This is a genomic window from Microbacterium sp. NPDC056234 (assembly GCF_042267585.1).
Lineage (GTDB): Bacteria > Actinomycetota > Actinomycetes > Actinomycetales > Microbacteriaceae > Microbacterium.
Genome location: NZ_JBHJTE010000002.1, coordinates 137,273 through 155,895, shown reverse-complemented (window position 1 = coordinate 155,895; position 18,623 = coordinate 137,273). Strand labels below are relative to the sequence as shown.

At 69.1% G+C, this 18,623-nt stretch carries 17 protein-coding genes; 8 read left to right on the top strand and 9 right to left on the bottom strand.

What is annotated here, in order from left to right; genetic code table 11:
* Nucleotides 1-31 precede the first annotated feature (31 nt).
* Nucleotides 32-481 (top strand): NUDIX domain-containing protein, encoded by a 450-nt coding sequence (locus ACFCYE_RS06560; RefSeq protein WP_376177385.1) that lies wholly within the window; start codon nucleotides 32-34, stop codon nucleotides 479-481.
* Here the strand turns inward: ACFCYE_RS06560 and ACFCYE_RS06555 are convergent.
* Genes ACFCYE_RS06555 through ispG form a run of 4 tightly spaced genes read right to left on the bottom strand, consistent with a single transcriptional unit; the run spans nucleotide 478 to nucleotide 3,454 of the window.
* The gene (locus ACFCYE_RS06555) at nucleotides 478-1,344 is read right to left on the bottom strand and encodes a hypothetical protein (RefSeq protein WP_376177384.1); all 867 of its coding nucleotides are present in this window, start codon (nucleotides 1,342-1,344) and stop codon (nucleotides 478-480) included. The two genes, ACFCYE_RS06560 and ACFCYE_RS06555, sit on opposite strands and share 4 nt — an antisense overlap.
* The gene (locus ACFCYE_RS06550) at nucleotides 1,344-1,676 is read right to left on the bottom strand and encodes a nuclear transport factor 2 family protein (protein WP_376177382.1); all 333 of its coding nucleotides are present in this window, start codon (nucleotides 1,674-1,676) and stop codon (nucleotides 1,344-1,346) included. The genes ACFCYE_RS06555 and ACFCYE_RS06550 overlap by 1 nt, the downstream gene beginning before the upstream one ends.
* Nucleotides 1,677-1,721: 45 nt before the next feature.
* Entirely contained in the window at nucleotides 1,722-2,324 is a 603-nt protein-coding gene (locus ACFCYE_RS06545) for an SIMPL domain-containing protein (protein ID WP_376177380.1), read from the bottom strand.
* Nucleotides 2,324-3,454, bottom strand: a complete 1,131-nt coding sequence (gene ispG / locus ACFCYE_RS06540; protein WP_376177379.1) for a flavodoxin-dependent (E)-4-hydroxy-3-methylbut-2-enyl-diphosphate synthase — start codon at nucleotides 3,452-3,454, stop codon at nucleotides 2,324-2,326. The genes ACFCYE_RS06545 and ispG overlap by 1 nt, the downstream gene beginning before the upstream one ends.
* A gap of 212 nt (nucleotides 3,455-3,666) precedes the next feature.
* Between ispG and ACFCYE_RS06535 the strand changes: the two genes are divergently transcribed.
* The gene (locus ACFCYE_RS06535; protein WP_376177377.1) at nucleotides 3,667-5,532 is read left to right on the top strand and encodes a chorismate-binding protein; all 1,866 of its coding nucleotides are present in this window, start codon (nucleotides 3,667-3,669) and stop codon (nucleotides 5,530-5,532) included.
* Nucleotides 5,533-5,627: 95 nt separating this feature from the next.
* On the opposite strand, the gene ACFCYE_RS06530 is transcribed toward ACFCYE_RS06535, so the two are convergent.
* Nucleotides 5,628-6,944, bottom strand: a complete 1,317-nt coding sequence (locus ACFCYE_RS06530; protein ID WP_376177376.1) for an RIP metalloprotease — start codon at nucleotides 6,942-6,944, stop codon at nucleotides 5,628-5,630.
* 59 nt (nucleotides 6,945-7,003) lie between these two features.
* Between ACFCYE_RS06530 and ACFCYE_RS06525 the strand changes: the two genes are divergently transcribed.
* The 3 genes from ACFCYE_RS06525 to ACFCYE_RS06515 all read left to right on the top strand — a co-directional run bounded on the left by ACFCYE_RS06525 (nucleotide 7,004) and on the right by ACFCYE_RS06515 (nucleotide 10,027).
* Nucleotides 7,004-7,573: a hypothetical protein gene (locus ACFCYE_RS06525; RefSeq protein ID WP_376177374.1), complete on the top strand. Its 570-nt coding sequence runs from the start codon at nucleotides 7,004-7,006 to the stop codon at nucleotides 7,571-7,573.
* 123 nt (nucleotides 7,574-7,696) lie between these two features.
* Nucleotides 7,697-8,368 carry a DUF1775 domain-containing protein gene (locus tag ACFCYE_RS06520; protein WP_376177373.1) on the top strand — a complete coding sequence of 224 codons (672 nt, stop codon included), beginning with the start codon at nucleotides 7,697-7,699 and terminating at the stop codon, nucleotides 8,366-8,368.
* A 72-nt stretch (nucleotides 8,369-8,440) separates the two neighbouring features.
* Complete coding sequence (locus ACFCYE_RS06515; protein WP_376177372.1) at nucleotides 8,441-10,027, top strand: Mur ligase family protein; 1,587 nt, start codon at nucleotides 8,441-8,443, stop codon at nucleotides 10,025-10,027.
* A gap of 104 nt (nucleotides 10,028-10,131) precedes the next feature.
* Here ACFCYE_RS06515 and dxr read toward each other — a convergent pair whose 3' ends face one another.
* Both dxr and ACFCYE_RS06505 read right to left on the bottom strand, forming a co-directional pair.
* Entirely contained in the window at nucleotides 10,132-11,211 is a 1,080-nt protein-coding gene (gene dxr, locus ACFCYE_RS06510) for a 1-deoxy-D-xylulose-5-phosphate reductoisomerase (protein WP_376177370.1), read from the bottom strand.
* A gap of 24 nt (nucleotides 11,212-11,235) precedes the next feature.
* A complete protein-coding gene (locus ACFCYE_RS06505) occupies nucleotides 11,236-12,180 on the bottom strand; it encodes an FKBP-type peptidyl-prolyl cis-trans isomerase (protein WP_376177368.1) in 945 nt (314 codons plus the stop codon).
* Between the two features lie 138 nt (nucleotides 12,181-12,318).
* On the opposite strand from ACFCYE_RS06505, the gene ACFCYE_RS06500 reads away from it, so the two are divergent.
* Nucleotides 12,319-13,098: a lysophospholipid acyltransferase family protein gene (locus ACFCYE_RS06500; RefSeq protein WP_376177367.1), complete on the top strand. Its 780-nt coding sequence runs from the start codon at nucleotides 12,319-12,321 to the stop codon at nucleotides 13,096-13,098.
* Here ACFCYE_RS06500 and ACFCYE_RS06495 read toward each other — a convergent pair whose 3' ends face one another.
* Nucleotides 13,099-13,581 (bottom strand): OsmC family protein, encoded by a 483-nt coding sequence (locus ACFCYE_RS06495; protein WP_376177366.1) that lies wholly within the window; start codon nucleotides 13,579-13,581, stop codon nucleotides 13,099-13,101. It lies immediately after the preceding gene.
* 34 nt (nucleotides 13,582-13,615) lie between these two features.
* Here ACFCYE_RS06495 and ACFCYE_RS06490 point away from each other — a divergent pair, with 34 nt between their 5' ends.
* Together ACFCYE_RS06490 and ald are read left to right on the top strand one after the other, a co-directional pair.
* Entirely contained in the window at nucleotides 13,616-14,611 is a 996-nt protein-coding gene (locus ACFCYE_RS06490) for an asparaginase (protein WP_376177365.1), read from the top strand.
* A gap of 55 nt (nucleotides 14,612-14,666) precedes the next feature.
* A complete protein-coding gene (gene ald, locus ACFCYE_RS06485; protein ID WP_376177364.1) occupies nucleotides 14,667-15,779 on the top strand; it encodes an alanine dehydrogenase in 1,113 nt (370 codons plus the stop codon).
* Nucleotides 15,780-15,801: 22 nt separating this feature from the next.
* On the opposite strand, the gene ACFCYE_RS06480 is transcribed toward ald, so the two are convergent.
* Nucleotides 15,802-18,525 (bottom strand): FtsK/SpoIIIE domain-containing protein, encoded by a 2,724-nt coding sequence (locus ACFCYE_RS06480; RefSeq protein ID WP_376177363.1) that lies wholly within the window; start codon nucleotides 18,523-18,525, stop codon nucleotides 15,802-15,804.
* Nucleotides 18,526-18,623: the final 98 nt, after the last annotated feature.

Below are 18,623 nucleotides of genomic sequence, written 5' to 3'. Positions count from 1 at the left end.
AGAACCTCCCGATGGGACCTAAGCTCGATCCGTGCCCGAAGCCCGCAGCGTCGTCATCGAAAAAGCCGTCTGCTACGTGATCGCCGATCAGCATCTGCTCGTCTTCACGCACGACGACGTCCCGCTGGATATCACCGGCGTGCAGGTGCCCGCAGGAAGCATCCGACCCGGCGAGGCCGCGGCCGATGCCGCCGTCCGCGAGCTGCAGGAGGAGACCGGTCTGCACGGTCGCGTGCTGCGAGAGGTCGGCATCGTCGACTACGACCTCGCACCGATGCGCGACGAGATCGCCCGCAGGCACTTCTTCGTGCTGGCAGTCGATCACGTCGATATCGAATCCGTCTGGTCGTCCGGCGAAAGCGACCCGTCCACCGGAGGCGCGGCGCAGGCGTGGACCTGCCGCTGGATCCCACTCACGCAGGCGCACGTCCTGGCCGGCGGACTGGGCGCGAAGCTGGGCGAGGCGGCGCGTTCCGTCTAACCCGCGGGGGTCGCGACCGTCCGCATCACGAGAAGCTGAGGATCCGACAGCTCCAAGGACACCGTGATCGATGCGAACTCCGACAGGGCCCTCACGTGCGTCCCGCCGCACGGGATCGACGCTGTTCCCTCGGGGAGTTCGCACTCCCACCGGCGCATGTCGACGATCGTCGGACCATCCGTCGCGATCCTGCTCGGCGCCGCCGACTCGACCCACGCCGCCAACTGCGCGTTGATCCGCTCCTCGCGCTCGAGCAGCGTCGACGAGAAAGCCTCCGTGTCGAAGCCGGCGCGTCTCAGGCTCTTGCCCAACCGGTACTCGTCCACCGCGCCGTCCTCGTGGATCCGGCTCGTCTGATTCGCCCGTCCCTCGAAATCCGCGTTGCCGAGCGCGTCGGTCCCGGGGTCCTTGCGCCACAGATCCGCGACCGCTAGGTCGAGTGCGAGCGATGCCAGATGGCAGGCGGTGTGACCACGGCTGAGCCCCGCACGGCGCTCGGCATCCGCTTCCAGCGTCACGCGAGCCCCCGGGACCAACCACGCCGGCGCATCTCCCGCGAGGCGGTGACCGACGAGCCAGGTCCAGCCGTCGGCACCGCGCTTGACGGGGATCTCGTCCCCGACGTGCAGTGCGCCATCATCGCTCGCGGCGACCATCACGGCGTCGACGATGTCTGCGGACTCATCGCCTGAAGAGATCTTCCCGGCATCCCCCGGCTGATCCGGCCAAGTGTGATCGACCGGGTGGAACGGCGTCGCATCCACGATGACGATCGCCCCCGCGGCGTGCGCCACGACCGTGCGTACGACGCTGTCTCCCTTCGTGTCACCCGAGGCGAACAAGACATCCGTTGACTGCGCCATCAGTGATTCGGCAGGATCGCGAAGCTGGCGAGACGGTCGCCGTCCACCACGAAGACACCGTCCGACTCGCCGGTGAACACACGACTCGACCACGCGAAGCGCACGCGTGTCTCGTCGCCGTCGGTCGACGCGGTCAGCAGCGTCATCTTCGCCCCGGCACCGATCGCGTCGCTGCCGGCCCAGCGATGCACGCCGTCGCGGCCCCGCATCACCCGGCCCCAGTCGTCGATGAAACCGTCCGGCGTGAACGCCGCCACGAACGCCTCGGTATCGGCGGCGTTGATCGCATCGACCATCGCCTGCACAGGCGCGGGCACACTCAGTTCAGACATCCTCGTCCTCCTCCATCGGTCACGACCGTCACGCGGTCACGGACGTCACTCGGTTTCGAAATCGCCCTTCACCGCAACGCGCACGGTGATCTCGGGGATGGTGAGTTCTGCTCCGCCGCCTGCTCCCCGTCCACCCTGAGGCGCATGGCCGTCCTCCTCACGGATGGCGACGACGCGCTGGACCGCCTGCCCGAGCGCGGCCGCGAAATCATCGGCCTTGGCGCGTGCGTCCTTGACAGCGACCGCGCGCAGGTGCCGAGTCACCGCGTCGCGTGTGGCCTCGGTCAGCGCCCACGACGTCGAAACGGTTGCGCCCAGGGCGCTCAGCGCTGCAACGACATCGGCCACCTCGGCCAGGCGAGACAGCTTGATGCGGACCGTCCCGCGGGTGAGGTGGTCGCGGTGCTTCACACCGTCCTTGTCCGTCCACACCCGGGCGCCTGTGCTGAGCACGTCGACGGAATGCCATGTGGCCGAACCGGATGCGCGCAGGCGCACCGCCTCTTCCGCGAGCTGCGCGTGCACACCGGAGCCCTGCCGAATCGAGATGGTGCGATCCGCGTGCGCGACCGCGACCTCCGCGACCAGCGTGGCACGCTCGGCCATGACGTGCTGCTCGCCGAGCCCTCCGACCGTGATCACGCTCATCAGACGGTCGTCACCTGAGCGGTGCCGAGCGGCGCATCCGGCCCCATCTCGGCGGCAATCCGGTTCGCCTCCTCGATGAGAGTCGCCACGATGTCCGCCTCGGGGACGGTCTTGATGACCTCGCCCTTGACGAAGATCTGGCCCTTGCCGTTTCCGGAGGCGACACCGAGATCCGCCTCACGCGCCTCACCGGGTCCGTTGACGACGCAGCCCATGACGGCCACGCGCAGCGGCACCGTCATGTCCTTGAGCCCCTCCGTGACGTCCTCGGCGAGCGTGTAGACGTCGACCTGCGCACGTCCGCAGGACGGGCAGGACACGATCTCGAGCTTGCGCTCGCGCAGGTTCAGCGACTGCAGGATCTGATGGCCGACCTTGACCTCCTCGGCCGGCGGCGCGGAGAGGGACACGCGGATCGTGTCGCCGATTCCTTCGCCGAGCAGGATGCCGAAGGCGGTCGCGCTCTTGATGGTGCCCTGGAAGGCCGGACCGGCCTCGGTCACTCCCAGGTGCAACGGCCAGTCCCCCATCTGTGCGAGCTGCCGATACGCCTGGACCATGATGACGGGGTCGTTGTGCTTGACGGAGATCTTGAAGTCGTGGAAGTCGTGCTCCTCGAACAGCGATGCCTCCCACCGCGCGCTCTCGGCGAGCGCTTCCGGTGTGGCCTTGCCGTACTTCTGCAGCAGACGGGGATCCAGCGAACCGGCGTTCACACCGATGCGCAGCGATACGCCGGCGTCCTTCGCCGCCTTCGCGATCGCGCCGACCTGATCGTCGAACTTGCGGATGTTGCCCGGGTTCACCCGCACGGCCGCGCAACCGGCGTCGATCGCCTGGAAGACGTACTTCGGCTGGAAGTGGATGTCGGCGATGACCGGGATCTGACTCTTCTTCGCGATGATGTGCAGCACATCGGCGTCGTCCTGGGAGGGCACCGCGACGCGCACGATCTCGCAGCCGGAGGCCGTGAGTTCGGCGATCTGCTGGAGCGTGCCGTTGATGTCCGTCGTCTTCGTCGTCGTCATGGACTGCACACTGACGGGAGCATCGCCACCGACCAGCACCTTTCCGACCTTGATCTGACGGGACTTGCGGCGCGGGCTCAGGACTTCGGGGACGCGAGGCATCCCAAGATTGACTGCTGGCACCCCTCCAGATTACGCGCCCGAAACGTGGCCAGGCTGGATGCACGCAGTGTGATAGTTTCGCCCCATGCTCGCGAACCGCACCTGGTGGCCCGTCTCCTAGGCGGTGTGTTCGCGTTCCCACGAATCCAGACCGCCCCCGGGGCGGTCTTTTCGTTGAGTCGCGCCGGATGCCCGATCCTCAGGAGACCCCGATGATTCAGCTGCCCGACCAGAGCGCCTCGTTCGTGCTCATCGCACGCGAGGGCTCCGACAGCGTCGAGCTGCTCACCGGCGACGTCGTCGACGTGGATCTGCTGGCCGATATCCCGCTGACGGCGGGCGGAGCGTCTGACGGCGCCCCGCAGGAGGTGTTCGCCCTCGTCCCGTACCGCCAGGTCCGCGAGCGCGGCTTCGAGGCGCAGGACGACGCGACCCCGCTGCGCTGCATCATCGTGGACCGGCACGAGCATCTGCCCTTCGATGAGCTGGTGGCGTCGCTCCCCCACGCGCCGATCGCGCTGCAGGATGCCGGATTCGACATCTCCGACGAGGACTACGCCGCCGTGGTCGAGCGCGTCATCGCCGAGGAGATCGGCCGCGGAGAGGGCGCGAACTTCGTCATCCGTCGCGACTACACCGCTCGCTTCGACGGCGACGACCGCACTGCGGCCCTCACCTGGTTCCGTGCGCTGCTCGAACACGAGCGGGGCGCCTATTGGACGTTCGCCGTCATCACTCCGGGTCAGATCCTCGTCGGCGCGAGCCCGGAGGCGCACGTGGTGGCACAGGACGGCATCGTCACCATGAATCCGATCTCCGGCACCTTCCGGCATCCCGCGGGTGGAGCGACCAAGGAGTCGCTCGTCGAATTCCTCTCCTCCACCAAAGAGACCGAGGAGCTCTTCATGGTCGTGGATGAGGAGCTCAAGATGATGAGCGCGGTGTGTTCCGATGGCGGCCGCATCACCGGTCCCCATCTCAAGCAGATGTCGCGACTGACCCATACCGAGTACATGCTGCGGGGGTCCAGCCGGCTGGACCCCCGCGACATCCTCCGCGAGACGATGTTCGCGCCGACGGTGACGGGTTCCCCGATGCAGAACGCCTGCACGGTGATCCGCCGCCACGAGACCAAGCCGCGCGGCTACTACTCCGGCGTCGCCGCGCTGTTCACGCCGAATGAGCACGGCGGCCACGATCTCGACGCCCCCATCCTCATCCGCACGGTCTATGCGAACGACGGCGCGCTGCGTGTGCCGGTCGGTGCGACGCTCGTGCGCCACTCCGACCCCCAGGGCGAAGTCAGCGAGACGCACGGCAAGGCCGCCGGCGTCCTCGGCGCGATCGGCGCCATCGACCGCGACGACGCAGTGGACGCCGACGCCCCGGCCGCCCCGGTCGATCTCGCCGCGGATGCCGAGGTGAAAGCCCTTCTGAACGCACGCAACGCCCGCCTCGCCGAGTTCTGGCTGAATCCGCAGGGCGACGACTCGGCCGGGCCCTTCGCCGGTCGTTCGGCGCTCGTCGTGGACGCGGAGGACCGCTTCACCACGATGCTCGCGCACCAGTTGCGCCATCTCGGGCTCGACGTCCGCATCATGCCGTGGAGCGAAGCCACCCAAACGGATGCCGATGCGGCCGACATCGTCGTCGCCGGCCCTGGTCCCGGCGACCCGCGCGATGGATCCAGCCCCCGCATCTCTCGGATGCGAGCCCTCGTCGCGCGCCGACGGGAACAGCAGCGCCCCCTGCTGGCGGTCTGCCTGAGCCATCAGATCCTCGCCGACGGCTTCGGGATCGACCTCGCTCCGCTCGACAGCCCTCATCAGGGACTGCAGAAGGTCGTGCCGGTGTTCGGCGAAGACGCCTCGATCGGCTTCTACAACACTTTCACGGCGCGCGTCGCGCCGGGCACGACCCGTGTCGACGACGTCGAGGTGTCCGCCGATGCCGTGACCGGCGACGTGTACGCACTGCGCGCGCCGCACGCCGCCGGTGTGCAGGGACACCTGGAGTCGATCCTGTCGCGCGACGGCATCCGCACCCTGGAGCGCCTGGTCGCGCACGCCATGGCCTGACGGCCGTCCGGAAGCCGTCAGCGGCCACCCGTCGAGGTTCTCCCCCGTGGAGCGTCGATCGGCGTCACGCGGACGCGCGGGGACGAGCGCGGAAGTCAGCCGCCCAGGAGATCGACGGGATTGAACACGTCGGCGATCAGCAGCAGAGCGCCCATCGCGATCAGCAGCACGGCCACGACGACGGTCAGCGGCACCAGGCGCGTCGCATCCACCGGCGCCGGCAGCGGCCGGCGGAACAGCCTGGCCCAGGCGCGACGTATGCCGTCCCAGAGCGCGACCGCGATGTGCCCGCCGTCCAGCGGCAGCAGCGGGATCATGTTGAACACGAACAGGGCGATGTTCAGCGCACCGAGGAGATTGAGCAGCACTGCGAACCTGTTCAGCGCAGGTGCGTCCGTGGCCGCCACCTCTCCCGCGAGGCGCCCGACGCCCACGACGCTGAGCGGACCGTTCGGATCCCGCTCGCCCCCGGTGAAGGTCGACACGGCGATATCCCACAGCCGCACCGGGAGGGTCGCGATCATGTGCGTCACGCGGCCCGCGGCATCCATCGTCATCGCGAAGCCGGCCGTCAGCGGCTGCTGCACGAAGCCCATCTGCGACCCCATGCCGACATAGCCGACCTCGGCGACGATCGGCTCGCCGTTCTCGTCGAGCAGCGGCTGTCCTGAGGCATCGGTCAGTGTCCGCTCGACCTCGATCGGCGTGACCTCCAGGGCGACCATCTCACCGTCTCGGTCCACGACGACACCGAGTGTCTCCCCCGGGGAGGCCTGCACGATCTCGGTCGCCTCGGCGAAGGTCGCCACGTCGGTGCCGTCGATCGAGACGATCACGTCGCCCGGCTGAACGCCCGCCTCGGCGGCCGGAGTCGCCGGATCTTCCGGAGCGCACTCGGTCTGCGTCGTACCGGCCGGCAGCACGCATTCCGACACCGATGCGATCGTGGTCGTGCCCTGCTGCAGCCCGATGCCGGAGGCCAGCACCGTGAAGATGACGATCGCGAGCAGCAGGTTCATCACCGGACCGCCGAGCATCACGACCACGCGCTTGTAGACGGGCAGCCTGTAGAACACGCGGTCCTCGGCGCCCGCGGCGATCGTCTCGTCGTTGGCCGAGCGGGCATCCTGGATCAGGGTGCGGAACATCCCGCCGGCCGGCTTGTCGCTCGATGAGGCCGGGTACATTCCCGACATCGAGATGAAGCCGCCGAGCGGCAGCGCCTTGAAGCCGTACTCGGTCTCACCGATCCTCTTCGACCAGAGCTTCGGACCGAACCCGATCATGTACTGCCCGACGCGCACGCCGAACAGCTTCGCGGGGACGAGATGGCCGACCTCGTGCAACCCGATCGAGACGCCGAGGCCGACGAGCATGAAGAGGATGCCGACCACGTAGAGCAGGATTTCCACCTCATCACCGTACTGGTCCGTCACGAGGAATCCGCTGAGTCTCCACATAGACTTCACCCGTGACCTCTCGGCAGCTGCGACTCCTGCGCGCGGCTGCGGCGACCTCGACCGCGACGACGCTCGCGGCTGTCTCGCACACGGTCGGTGGGGGGATGCCACCGCATCCTCTCCTTGTCCTGGCGTTGTCGATTCTGCTCGTCCCCCTCGCCGCGACGCTGATCGGGCGACGACCCTCGGCGACGCGCACCGCGCTGACCGTCCTCGTGTCTCAACTCGTCTTCCATGTCCTGTTCCAGGTGCTCGCCGGCAGCCTGACCGATGCGACAGCCCCGCTGGGCTCTCATGCGCACCACGTCGTGACGCTCGGCCCGGTCGTGTCCGCCGTCGCTCCCGACGCGCCGATGCTGATCTCGCACGTCGTGGCGGCGTTCGCGACGACGATCCTGCTCTGGCACGGCGAGCGGATGCTGCGCGGCATCGCCGGATGGGCACGCGCTCGTCTTCTGCCAGTGCTGCCCGCGCTTGCGGTGCAACCACGCCTTCGGCTCATGCCCGCGAGCGTCGGCGTCACGACGACGCTGACCCCGCTGCGCTGCGTCGTCACTCGACGCGGCCCGCCCTCGGTCTGATCCGCACGTCCCGCGTCGCATCCTCCGGGATGCTCGCCTCGACGTGCGCTCCCGCCGACCACTCCGGCGGTTCCTCGGCACCGCGCGACGCGATGCCGCCCATCAGACTCAGGAGAATCACCCATGTCCCGTTCCTTTCTGCACCGCGCCACTCTCGCCGTCGCCGTCGGCGCCGGCCTCGCGATCGCCGCGCCGGCCGTCGCATCCGCACATGTCGGCGTCACGCCAGACACCCTCACCGCGGATGAGGCGACGGTGCTGACCTTCTCGTTCACGCACGGGTGTGAGAGCTCGCCCACCACCGCACTGCGGATCGCGATGCCGGACGGCCTCGCCTCGGTGTCGCCCACGGCCGATGCTGCCTGGGACATCACCGTCGAACGCGGTGACGACGGCCTCGTCGATGTCGTCACGTATGCGGCCGCCGCGCCGGTTCCGACCGACCTGCGGGGAGCCGTGAGCATGCAGGTGCGTCCTGGTGAGGACGCCGCCGGCTCGCTCGCCTTCCCCGTCGAGCAGATCTGCGAGACCGGTTCCACCGCGTGGGTCGAGCTCGCCGAGGCCGGCGAAGACCCGCACGACCTCGACGCGCCGGCCCCGGTGGTGAATCTGAGGGCCGCGGCAGAGGAGACGGCTGCCGGGCACGGTGCGGATGCCGAGCACGCCGAGCCCGCGGCATCCGACGGATCCGCCGCCGGCGACCCTCTGGCACTGGTCCTCGGATCCGGAGGTCTTGTCGCTGGCCTGGCCGCACTGGTGGTGGCGATCCTGGCCTACCGACGCCGCTCCGCCTGACGCAGCGGGTGGGGGCGCCCCGGCGTCCCCGCCCGTCGGCATCCGCACGCCGCGTGAGAAACTGGACACGACATGGTCACTGAACCCGCATCCGCTCCCCTGCCTCCCGTCCTTCGTCCCGAGGACCCGCCCCGGAGATCGCTGGCGGAGCTCGCCGAGCGATTCGGTCTGAGAGTTCGCGGCACGGTCGAAGGCATCTTCGCCCGCGGGATCACGTTGGCGACATCCGATCTGCGCACCGGGGAAGTCTTCGTCGGCATCCACGGAGCGCGCAGGCACGGCGCCGAGTTCGCGCAGACCGCGGCCGACCAGGGCGCAGTGGCGATCCTGACCGACGGCACCGGCGCGGAGCTCGCGGCCGCGAGCGGGCTTCCCGTTCTCATCACCGATGACCCGCGTGCCGCGCTCGGCGACATCAGTGCATGGCTGTACGGCACCGATCAGGACATGCCGACGCTCTTCGCCGTCACAGGAACGAACGGCAAGACCAGCACGTCGCACCTGCTGGAAGGCATCCTGAACCAGCTCCACGTCATCAGCGGTCTGAGCTCGACGGCCGAGCGGCACATCGCCGGGCGCAGCATCGTGTCTCGTCTGACGACACCGGAGTCCTCGGAGATGCACGCTCTGCTCGCTCTCATGCGCGAGCGCGAGGTCGAAGCGGTCGCGGTCGAGGTGAGCGCCCAGGCACTCTCCCGGCATCGCGTTGACGGCATCGTGTTCGATGTGGCGGGCTTCACCAACCTCACACACGATCACCTCGACGACTACGGCGATCTCGCGACGTACTTCGAAGCCAAGCTGGCGCTGTTCCGTGCCGATCGCGCGCGGCGGGGTGTCGTTTGCGTGGACACTCCATCGGGATGGGACGTCGTCCGGCGCTCCGAGATCCCGGTGGTCACCGTCGGGGCACCGCAGCTCGCGACGGATCCGGATGCCGCGGCCGATGCCGACTGGATCGTGCACATCCTCGATGAGGATCAGCGCGGCACGACGTTCACCGTCCGAGCGCCCGACGGCGCCGAAGTGACCACGATGGTTCCGGTGATCGGCGCGCATATGGCCGCCAATGCCGGTATGGCGATCGCCATGCTCGTCGAGGGCGGATACTCATTCGACCGCATCGCCGCCGCCGTCACGCGCGATGGTCGCATCGCCGCCGCGCTGCCAGGGCGCACCGAGCTCGTGTCCGGCGCGCGCGGCCCCGCCGTCTACGTGGATTTCTCGCACACGCCTGATGCGTTCGAGAAGACGCTCGCGGCCGTGAGGAAAGTCACCCCTGGACGCGTCGTGATGATGTTCGGCGCATCGGGGAACCGCGACACGCTCAAACGACCGATCATGGGGAGGGTCGCCGCCGAGGGCGCGGATGTCGTCATCGTGACGGACCACCACCCGCGCTACGAGGAGCCGGCGCCGATCCGCGCCGCGCTCCTCGAGGGGGCACGCAGTGCGCCATCCGGCGCGGAGATCCTCGAGGTCGCAGCTCCCGAGGAGGCGATCCGAACGGCCGTCGGCATGGTCGGCGACGGCGACGCGATCCTCTGGGCCGGTCCTGGGCACCAGGACTACCGCGAGATCGATGGGGTTCGGACGCCGTTCTCCGCCCGCGGTCTCGCTCGCGCGGCCCTGCAGGATGCCGGCTGGCCTGTCCCGTAGCTCGGCGCCGTCCCGCTCAGCCCGACGCGGCCCGCGAGACGTGGTCTGCGGGATGAGGCGTACCTGCACTGGCCAGGTATCACCCCGCGGCGTACGTTTCGCGATCAGGACGCGATGAGTCGATCAGCGCGCTCGCGAGCCCAGCGCTCGGCCTCGTTCAGCGACTCGACAGTGAGCTGATCCGGCGGCTCGTGCGCATCGACGACTGCGGAGATCGTGTCGACGATTCCGAGGAAGGGCAGCCGGCCGTCGTGGAACGCATCCACCGCCTGCTCATTGGCCGCGTTGTAGACCGCCGGGAACGTCGATCCCGCCCGCCCGACCGCCTTCGCCAGCGCGACGGAGGGAAACGCTTCGTCGTCCAGCGGCTCGAACGTCCACTGCGTCGGCCTGGTCCAATCCATCGGGCGACCGACGCCGCCGACCCGGTGCGGCCAGTCCAGCCCGAGCGAGATGGCGAGCCGCATGTCCGGCGGCGATGCCTGGGCGATCGTGGAGCCGTCGACGAACTCGACCATCGAGTGCACGATCGACTGCGGGTGCACGACGACCTCGATGTCGTCGTAGTCGACGTCGAACAACAGGTGCGCCTCGATCACCTCGAGTCCCTTGTTCACGAGGGTGGCCGAGTTCGTCGTCACCACTCGGCCCATGTTCCAGGTCGGGTGGGCGAGAGCCTCAGCCGGTGTGACGTCAGCGAGTTCGGCGCGCGTGCGTCCGCGGAAAGGCCCGCCGGACGCCGTGACGACCAGGCGGCGCACTTCGTCCTTGGCGCCGGAGCGGAGGGCCTGTGCGAGCGCGGAATGCTCGGAGTCGACGGGGACGATCTGGCCGTCGGATGCCACAGCCAGCACGAGTTCCCCACCGACGATCAACGACTCCTTGTTCGCGAGAGCCAGGGTGCGGCCGGCCTTCAGCGCCTCGAGGGTCGAGGAGAGTCCGATCGACCCGGTGATGGCGTTGAGGACGACGTCGGCCTCGACATCGCGCACCAGCGCCTGTGCCTCGTCGGCACCGAGTGCGGTGTCGTCGACACGGAACTCCTGCGCCTGCTGCGCGAGCATCTCGGTGTTCGAGCCTGCCGCGAGTCCGACCAGCTCGAAACGCCGCGGGTTGGCGCGGATCACCTCCAGCGCCTGGGTGCCGATGGAACCGGTGGAGCCGAGGACGATGATGCGACGCATGCCGCCAGCCTATCGGCGCAGTGGCTACTGAATGGCGGCGGTCTGGTTCGCGAGGATGTCGATCACGAAGACCAGGGTCTGTCCGGCCAGCTCGTGCTCGCTCGAGCCTGCTTCGCCGTAGCCGAGCGCCGGCGGGATGACCACGAGCACCTGGGATCCGACCTTCTGGCCTTCGAGTGCCTGGACGAAGCCCTCGACGTAGGTGTTGCCGTCGATCTTGATCGGCGCACCGTTCTTCCACGACGAGTCGAAGACCTCGCCGGTGTCCCAGTTGACGCCGGTGTACTGCAGCAGCGTCGTGTCGCCGGCGCTGACGGGCATGCCGTCACCCTCCTTGAGCACGGACATCTGCAGCTCGGCGGGTGCGTCGGCGTCCGGGATCTCCACACTCGGCTCACCGTCGTCGGCCAGCTCGACGGTCGGCATGCCGTCGACAGGCTTTTGGTCGGCTCCCCAGGCAGCGGTGGGGGTCACACCGAGAACATCGATGATGTAGAACTGGGCAGCGGCCTGCTCGCTGGTCGGGAACGCGACCGAGAGGCGGCTGCCGACGGTGGCGCAGCCCATGACCTGTGCGAGCGACGCGTCTGCGGTGATCTGCGCCGGGAGCAGTTCGCCGTCGGTGTAACCGGCGTCGCCGAGCCGCTCGCCCGTGTCCGCCGCGAATGCGCTCAGCGCGTACTCGACGTAGTCGCCATCCGCGATCTCATCGCCGTCGCCCTCGCTGACGACGGTGCGCTCCAGCTCCTCCACGGTCTGCCCCGTCTCGAAGGTCGCGGTCGAGACCTCACCGAACGTGCCGTCGATCGTCACGCCGTCCGACGCATCGCCGGACGCCGCCGCCACGGAGCAGAGGTCCTTCGAGGCATCGGGGGTCTCCGTGGCCTCTGGTGTGCTCGAGCCGCACCCCGCGAGAAGCAGGGTCGCCGCGGCGACGGTGGAAAGGAGGGCGATCGGACGCGTGCGCACAGTAGGACCTCGAGTCAGGGAAGGGGACGCCAACCATCCTGGCGCATCCGCCTTTGCCCGGGCTGGGAGACACAGCGGATCACGAGTCGCGGCGGTTGCATTCCGGTAACGGAATGGTCCCGGGCGTAGGCTGACCGAATGACCTCTGAGCCTTCCGACGCGCCCGAAACGTCGGTGGAAGAGTCCGACACGCCCCGTCACGCAGGCTTCACGTACGCGCTCGGCCGTGCCGTCATCAGCCCGCTGGCACGCATGGTGTACCGACCGCGTGTGGAAGGCAAGGAGAATGTGCCTCGCACCGGCCCGGTCATCTTCGCGAGCAACCATCTGTCGTTCATCGACTCCATCGCGATCCCGGTCGCGGCCCCTCGACCGGTGCATTTCCTCGCGAAGTCCAGCTACTTCGAGGGCACCGGCCTCAGCGGCGCGCTCAGCCGCACATTCTTCGAGTCCATCGGCGCGATCCCGGTCAGACGAGGCGCAGGGCAGGCGGCGCTGGACGCGCTCGACCAGCAGCGCAGGCTCCTCGAGGAGGGACTCGCGGTCGCGCTGTACCCCGAGGGCACGCGTTCCACCGACGGACGGCTGTACAAGGGCCGCACCGGAGTCGCATTCCTCGCCCTCCAGACCGGCGCACCGGTCGTCCCTGTCGGCCTCATCGGCACCGACCGCGTCATGCCGAAGGGTGCCAAGATGCCGTCGATGCGCGAGCGGATCACCGTGAAGTTCGGGGAGCCGATCGACGTGTCCGCGCACGGGCAGGCTTCCAGCGGCAGGGCGCGACGTCTCGCGACGGACGAAATCATGGCCGCGATCCATGCGCTCTCCGGCCAAGAGCTCGCCGAGGCGTACAACGAGGCGCCCGCCCAGGGAACGATCGAGAAGATCAAGCAGGCGCTGCCGCACGAGCGGCGCTGATCAGGCCTCGGGTGCCGCCGTCACCGTCGCCTCGTGGCGCACGGGGAAGTTCACCGAGTTCGCGATGAAGCACCAGGCGTTGGCCTGTGCGTGCGCCTGCTCGGCCGCCGCGATCATCGAGGCATCCGCCACGACGACCTCGGGATGCAGGACGACCTCGGCGAAGGCACCTCCGCCCTTGCCGTCCTCGCGCATCACGCCGGTCGCACGATCGCGGTAGGAGATCACGACGACTCCGGCCGTGACGCACGCGTGCAGATACGAGAGCAGATGGCACTCCGACAAGGACGCGAGCAGCAGGTCCTCGGGGTTCCAGCGCTCCGGGTCGCCGCGGAACGGCTTATCGGACGACGCGAGCAGCTCCGGCTTCCCGTCGACCGCGATCGTCACGTCGCGGGCGTACTCGCGGTACCCGCTGGTACCCGTGCCACGATTGCCGGTCCAGGTCGAGGTCAGTTCGTAGTGGTGTTCACCCAGGCTCATGTCCCCAGTCTGGCACCCGCGTTAGGCTGGTGAGGTGCTGGAGACTCTCACCGTTGCGGATGCCGTCGAACTCGCTGTCGTCGAACGGAGTGGTTTCGTCGAATCCCGACACGTCGGGGCGGCCGTCGTCCTCTCCCCCGACGGCGACATCGTCGCCCGCCACGGCAACGCGGACGCGCTGATCCTTCCTCGTTCCAGTCTCAAGCCCCTGCAGGCAGTCGCGTGCATCACTGCGGGTGCTCCGCTCGAGGGCGAGCAGTTGGCGCTCTCCACCGCGAGTCATGTCGGAACGGATCGCCATGTCGAGACCGTGCGCGAGATGCTCGTCGCCGGAGGGCTGAACGAAGACGACCTGGCCTGTCCCCCCGCGTGGCCCAGCGACAGCGGCGCGCGCGACGACCTCGTCCGCGACCACGGATCCGCAAGCCGCATCCGGATGAACTGCTCAGGCAAGCATGCCGCGATGCTGCGCGCCTGCGTGGCGACGGGCTGGCCGACCGAGGGCTATCTGAACCCGACCCACCCGTTGCAGGCCCACATCCGCGAGGTCGTCGAGCGCCTGACCGGTGAGAAGGTCGGGCACACAGCGATCGACGGCTGCGGCGCCCCCGTCTACGCGATGACGCTGACCGGTCTCGCTCGGGCGATCCATCGCATCGGCTCGGCATCCGAGCGCTCCCCGTTCGCGCTGCACCGGGTGGCGGGAACACTCGTGCGCGCGGTCCGCGAGAACCCCTGGACCATCGAGGGTCCCGGCCGGCCTGACACGATCGCCATCGAGAAACTCGGCGTCTTCGCGAAGGGCGGCGCGGAGGGCGTGATGGTCATGGTGGCGCCCGATGGCACCACCGTCGCACTGAAGATGCTCGACGGCTCGGCCCGCGCCTCCACGATCGTCGCGGCGACCCTGCTCGCCCGCGCCGGTGCTCTCGCCGACGCGGACGTGTATGCACTGGCCGAAGCACTTCCCCTCGCCATCACCGGCGGCGGGAGCGATGTCGGAGTGATCCGCCCCGGCAACGCCATCTGAGCCCCCACCAGGGGCGGTGAACCCCCTCGACGAGGAGGGGAGGAAAGGAGCCACGATGAGGATCAGCGTCCCCACCGAGGTGAAGAACAACGAGTACCGCGTCGCACTGACGCCGTCCGGCGTGCACGACCTCGTGCTGTCCGGACACGAAGTGATCGTGCAGTCCGGCGCCGGTGCCGGATCGTCCATGCCGGATGCCGAATACGCCGCTGCGGGAGCCGTCCTCGTCGAGGACCCCGCCGAGGTCTGGGTACGCGCGGAGCTGGTGATGAAGGTCAAGGAGCCCGTCGCGAGTGAGTACGCGCACTTCCGGGACGACCTGACGCTCTTCACGTACCTGCACCTCGCCGCGGACCGCCCTCTGACGGACCGGCTCGTCGCGTCGGGCATGACCGCCATCGCGTACGAGACCGTGCAGCTCGCCGGAGGGGGCCTTCCGCTCCTCGCCCCGATGAGCGAGGTCGCCGGACGGCTCGCGCCGCTCGTGGGCGCCCACACCCTGATGCGTTCACAGGGTGGCCTCGGCCTTCTGATGTCCGGTGTCCCCGGCACACGACCTGCCAGGGTGACCGTGATCGGCGGGGGCGTCGCCGGCGCGAACGCGGCAGTGATCGCGAGCGGCATGGGCGCCGATGTCACGATCTTCGACACCAACATCCCGCGGCTGCGGATGCTGGACGATCACTTCGCAGGTCGCGTCAAGACGGCGGCCTCGAACCCCATGGATCTCGGCCGCGCGGTCGTCGAATCCGACCTCGTGATCGGGTCCGTCCTCATCCCCGGCGCGCGAGCTCCCAAACTCGTGACGAACGCGATGGTCGAGCAGATGCGACCAGGAAGCGTGCTCGTGGACATCGCCGTCGATCAGGGCGGATGCTTCGAGAACACGCATCCGACCACCCACGACGACCCCACGTTCGCCGTGCACGACACGGTGTTCTACTGTGTCGCGAACATGCCGGGCGCAGTCCCGAACACCTCCACCTCTGCACTGACGAACGCCACGTTGCCGTACGCGCGTGCGATCGCGGCCGGAGGGTGGCGCACCGCGACGACGAAGGATGCCTCGTTGGCGTCCGGTCTGAACGTCACCGGCGGAGCGGTCGTCAATCCCGGCGTCGCCGCTGCACACGACCTGCCGCTGACGCCGCTGGCCGAGGTGCTCTGACCGGCACCACCCCACGGCCCCTTCAGCCGGCCTCCAGCTCGCGAGGAAGCAGCACGCGAGTCGGCGGCCGGCTGTCCAGCACACGCCACGCACGAGCTCGGTGCGGTCGCGCGTAAGGGGGCAGCTCGCGCATGCCGACCATGGTGCGCAGCTGTGCCGCGCATTCCGCGAGCACGAGAACCTCGCCCTCCGCACGGACGCTCTGCCAGCGCGACCAGTCGCGTTGCCAGGCCTCGCCGTCTCCGACGATGATGCGGGCGGGCGAGAGCGCACCGGGCGCGTCGACGGCGAGAGCACGTCCGACCGGCTCGGGTCCCGCACCCGCCGCGCCGGCCGCGCTCGGGCCAGCCGGCACGACCTCCCGGTCGGGGAACGCTGCGCGAAATCCGGCCAGTAGGCGCGTCGAGCCATTGCCGATCACCCCAACCAGGCCGCGCTGCGGTTGCCAGTACTCGCCGTCGTCCCATCGATCGGCACCGTCGGCGTCCTCTTCGGGCGGTACCCATGCGACCTGCACCTCATGCGATGCGAGGTGCCCGCGCCCCGGCGTGCGGTCGCGAAGGAACGACGCCGTCTCGCCACCGGCAGCCAGGTGCTCGCTCCTGCTCGGCAATCGCAGCAGCATCCGTTCGGGGAGGGCTTCGAGCGCGCGGGATGCGGCACCTGTCGCTCGGCCGGCTGTGAGGACGATGCATCGGTTCTCCGCGGAGCGCACGAATTGTTCCAGGCGGTCCGCGAACGCGAGGGAGTAGTCCGTCGGGTACGCCGCAAGCAGCCGATCCACGTCGTCGCACAGGATGAGATCCGCTGCGACGCGACCGCTCTCCAGCATCGCCAGGGCATCCCAGGCGCCTTCCGGATCGGAGGGGATCGTGAACGAGTCTTCGTCCTGAAAGCGCAACGTGCGCAGCAGCGTGGTCTTGCCGGACCCAGGACCGCCGATCACTCCGAGCCCGCGTTCGCGACCCACCCGCAGCGTGATCGCCGGCTGCCGTTGACGCTGCGGTTCGTCTGCGATTCCGATGAGGACCTCGCCGTCGGATGCGGGGGCGAGCTCCGCGAGCGCGAGTTCGGTCGGCAGGGCGGGAAGCCACGGCCCGACCGGCCGTTCTGCCTGCGCCCAGCGTGAACCGATCGTCCTCAGCTCATCCGCTCGGGTCAGAGCCACGCGCATGGCATCGGCGGCGGCGTCCTGAGGCCGCCGAACGAAGGCGATACCGCGCGACAGCGACCCTCCTTCGAGCTCTGCCGCGGCATCCGACCCGATGACCATCCGACTGTCAGCCGGGTCTGAGACGCGCAGACTGATGCGCAGCGGGCAATTCGCGGCCAGCGCGTCCCTGATCACCCCTGACGCGCGTTGCGTCCCGAGAATCAGATGCATTCCGAGGGCTCTCCCCCGTGCAGCGATGTCGGTGAAGACGGCTCCGAGATCGGGATGCTCCTGCAGAAGGGCCGCGAACTCGTCGACGACGATCACCAATCGCGGCATCTGCACAGCCGGGTCCGCGATGTCCCTCGCTCCGGCGCCGGCCAGCACGCGCTCACGCCGCCGAAGCTCTGCGGTGAGGCTCTCGACCCCGCGGCGCGCGCCGTCCTCGTCCAGGTCGGTCAGTACTGTCGTCACGTGCGGCAGCCCGGCAAGCGGATCGAAGGCCGTGCCGCCTTTGAAGTCGGCCAGTACGAACACGACTTCGTCCGGTCCATGCGCCGCCGCCATCGAAGCGACCCACGTCACCAGCAGTTCACTCTTGCCGACACCGGTCATCCCTGTGACCATCGCGTGCGGGCCATCCGCGACCAGGTCGACGACCACGTCGCCGTGGATCCGCCGTCCGATGGCTGCGGAGAGCCCGCCCCCGCCGGCGGTGGATGCGAGCTCGGCCAACTGCACGCGGCGTGGCAGTTCCGCGTCTTCGCCTGCTCGATCCGAGCTGGCGTTCGCGAGCGCCGCGAACTGCGCGGCCGACACGCACTCCGCCGAGATCTGCTGCGTACCGTCGGCTGTGCGCAGGGTCGCCTCGTTCGGTTGCACGCAGTCGATCACAGTCGTGATTCCATCCGGCACCGGGTCCTCAGCCGCGCGCACCCAGATCAGGGCGTCTGCCGCCGGGATGCTTCCCTCCATCGCGACCCCGATCGTCCAGACACCCCGCGATGCCGAGCGCGCGTGCGCGAACACCCGCCCCTCCGGCAATGGCCCCGCCAGCGCCAACCGTGTCGGCAGGTGCCGCAGGCACAGCTGTGCGATCAGCGCACGAGCGATCGCCAGACCGACGGACCGGGGCGCCCTGATGCAGATGCCGCGGCCCAGCGGGACGACCACAGGAGCATCGTCGAGCATCGCGGCACTGCGCCGCATCTCTCGCCCTCGATCATCGTCGCCGCCGCTCAATCGGATCTCACTCGGCCGCTCACCGCAGCCGAGGACCAGAGCCGTACCGGCCTCCGCCGGACGGTCCTCGTGCAACGACTCTTCGGTCAGGCAGTGCGCGACATCGGGATGTCGGCGCCACAGCCGCGCTCTCTCCTGGCTCCGCTGCTCGGTCAACTCGGCGTCGACGCGCTCCCACGCCGTCTCCGCCTCAGCCTTCAGCCGCTTCGTCTCTTTTCGACGCTGTCGGATGCCATCGAGCAGCGATCCGAAGATCATGAGGGGGCCGAGCAGCGCGAAGCACAGCGAGAGGATCGACCCGGTGACCGTCCACAGGACGAGACCGGCGGCTACGGGGACCAGAGCTGCCACGAACGGAATCGGTGGACGCCGAGGCGATTGCACAGCCGCGGGGAGCGAGATGGGTTCGGACGACATGCATCCCAGCGAACCGCATCACGACAGCGCAG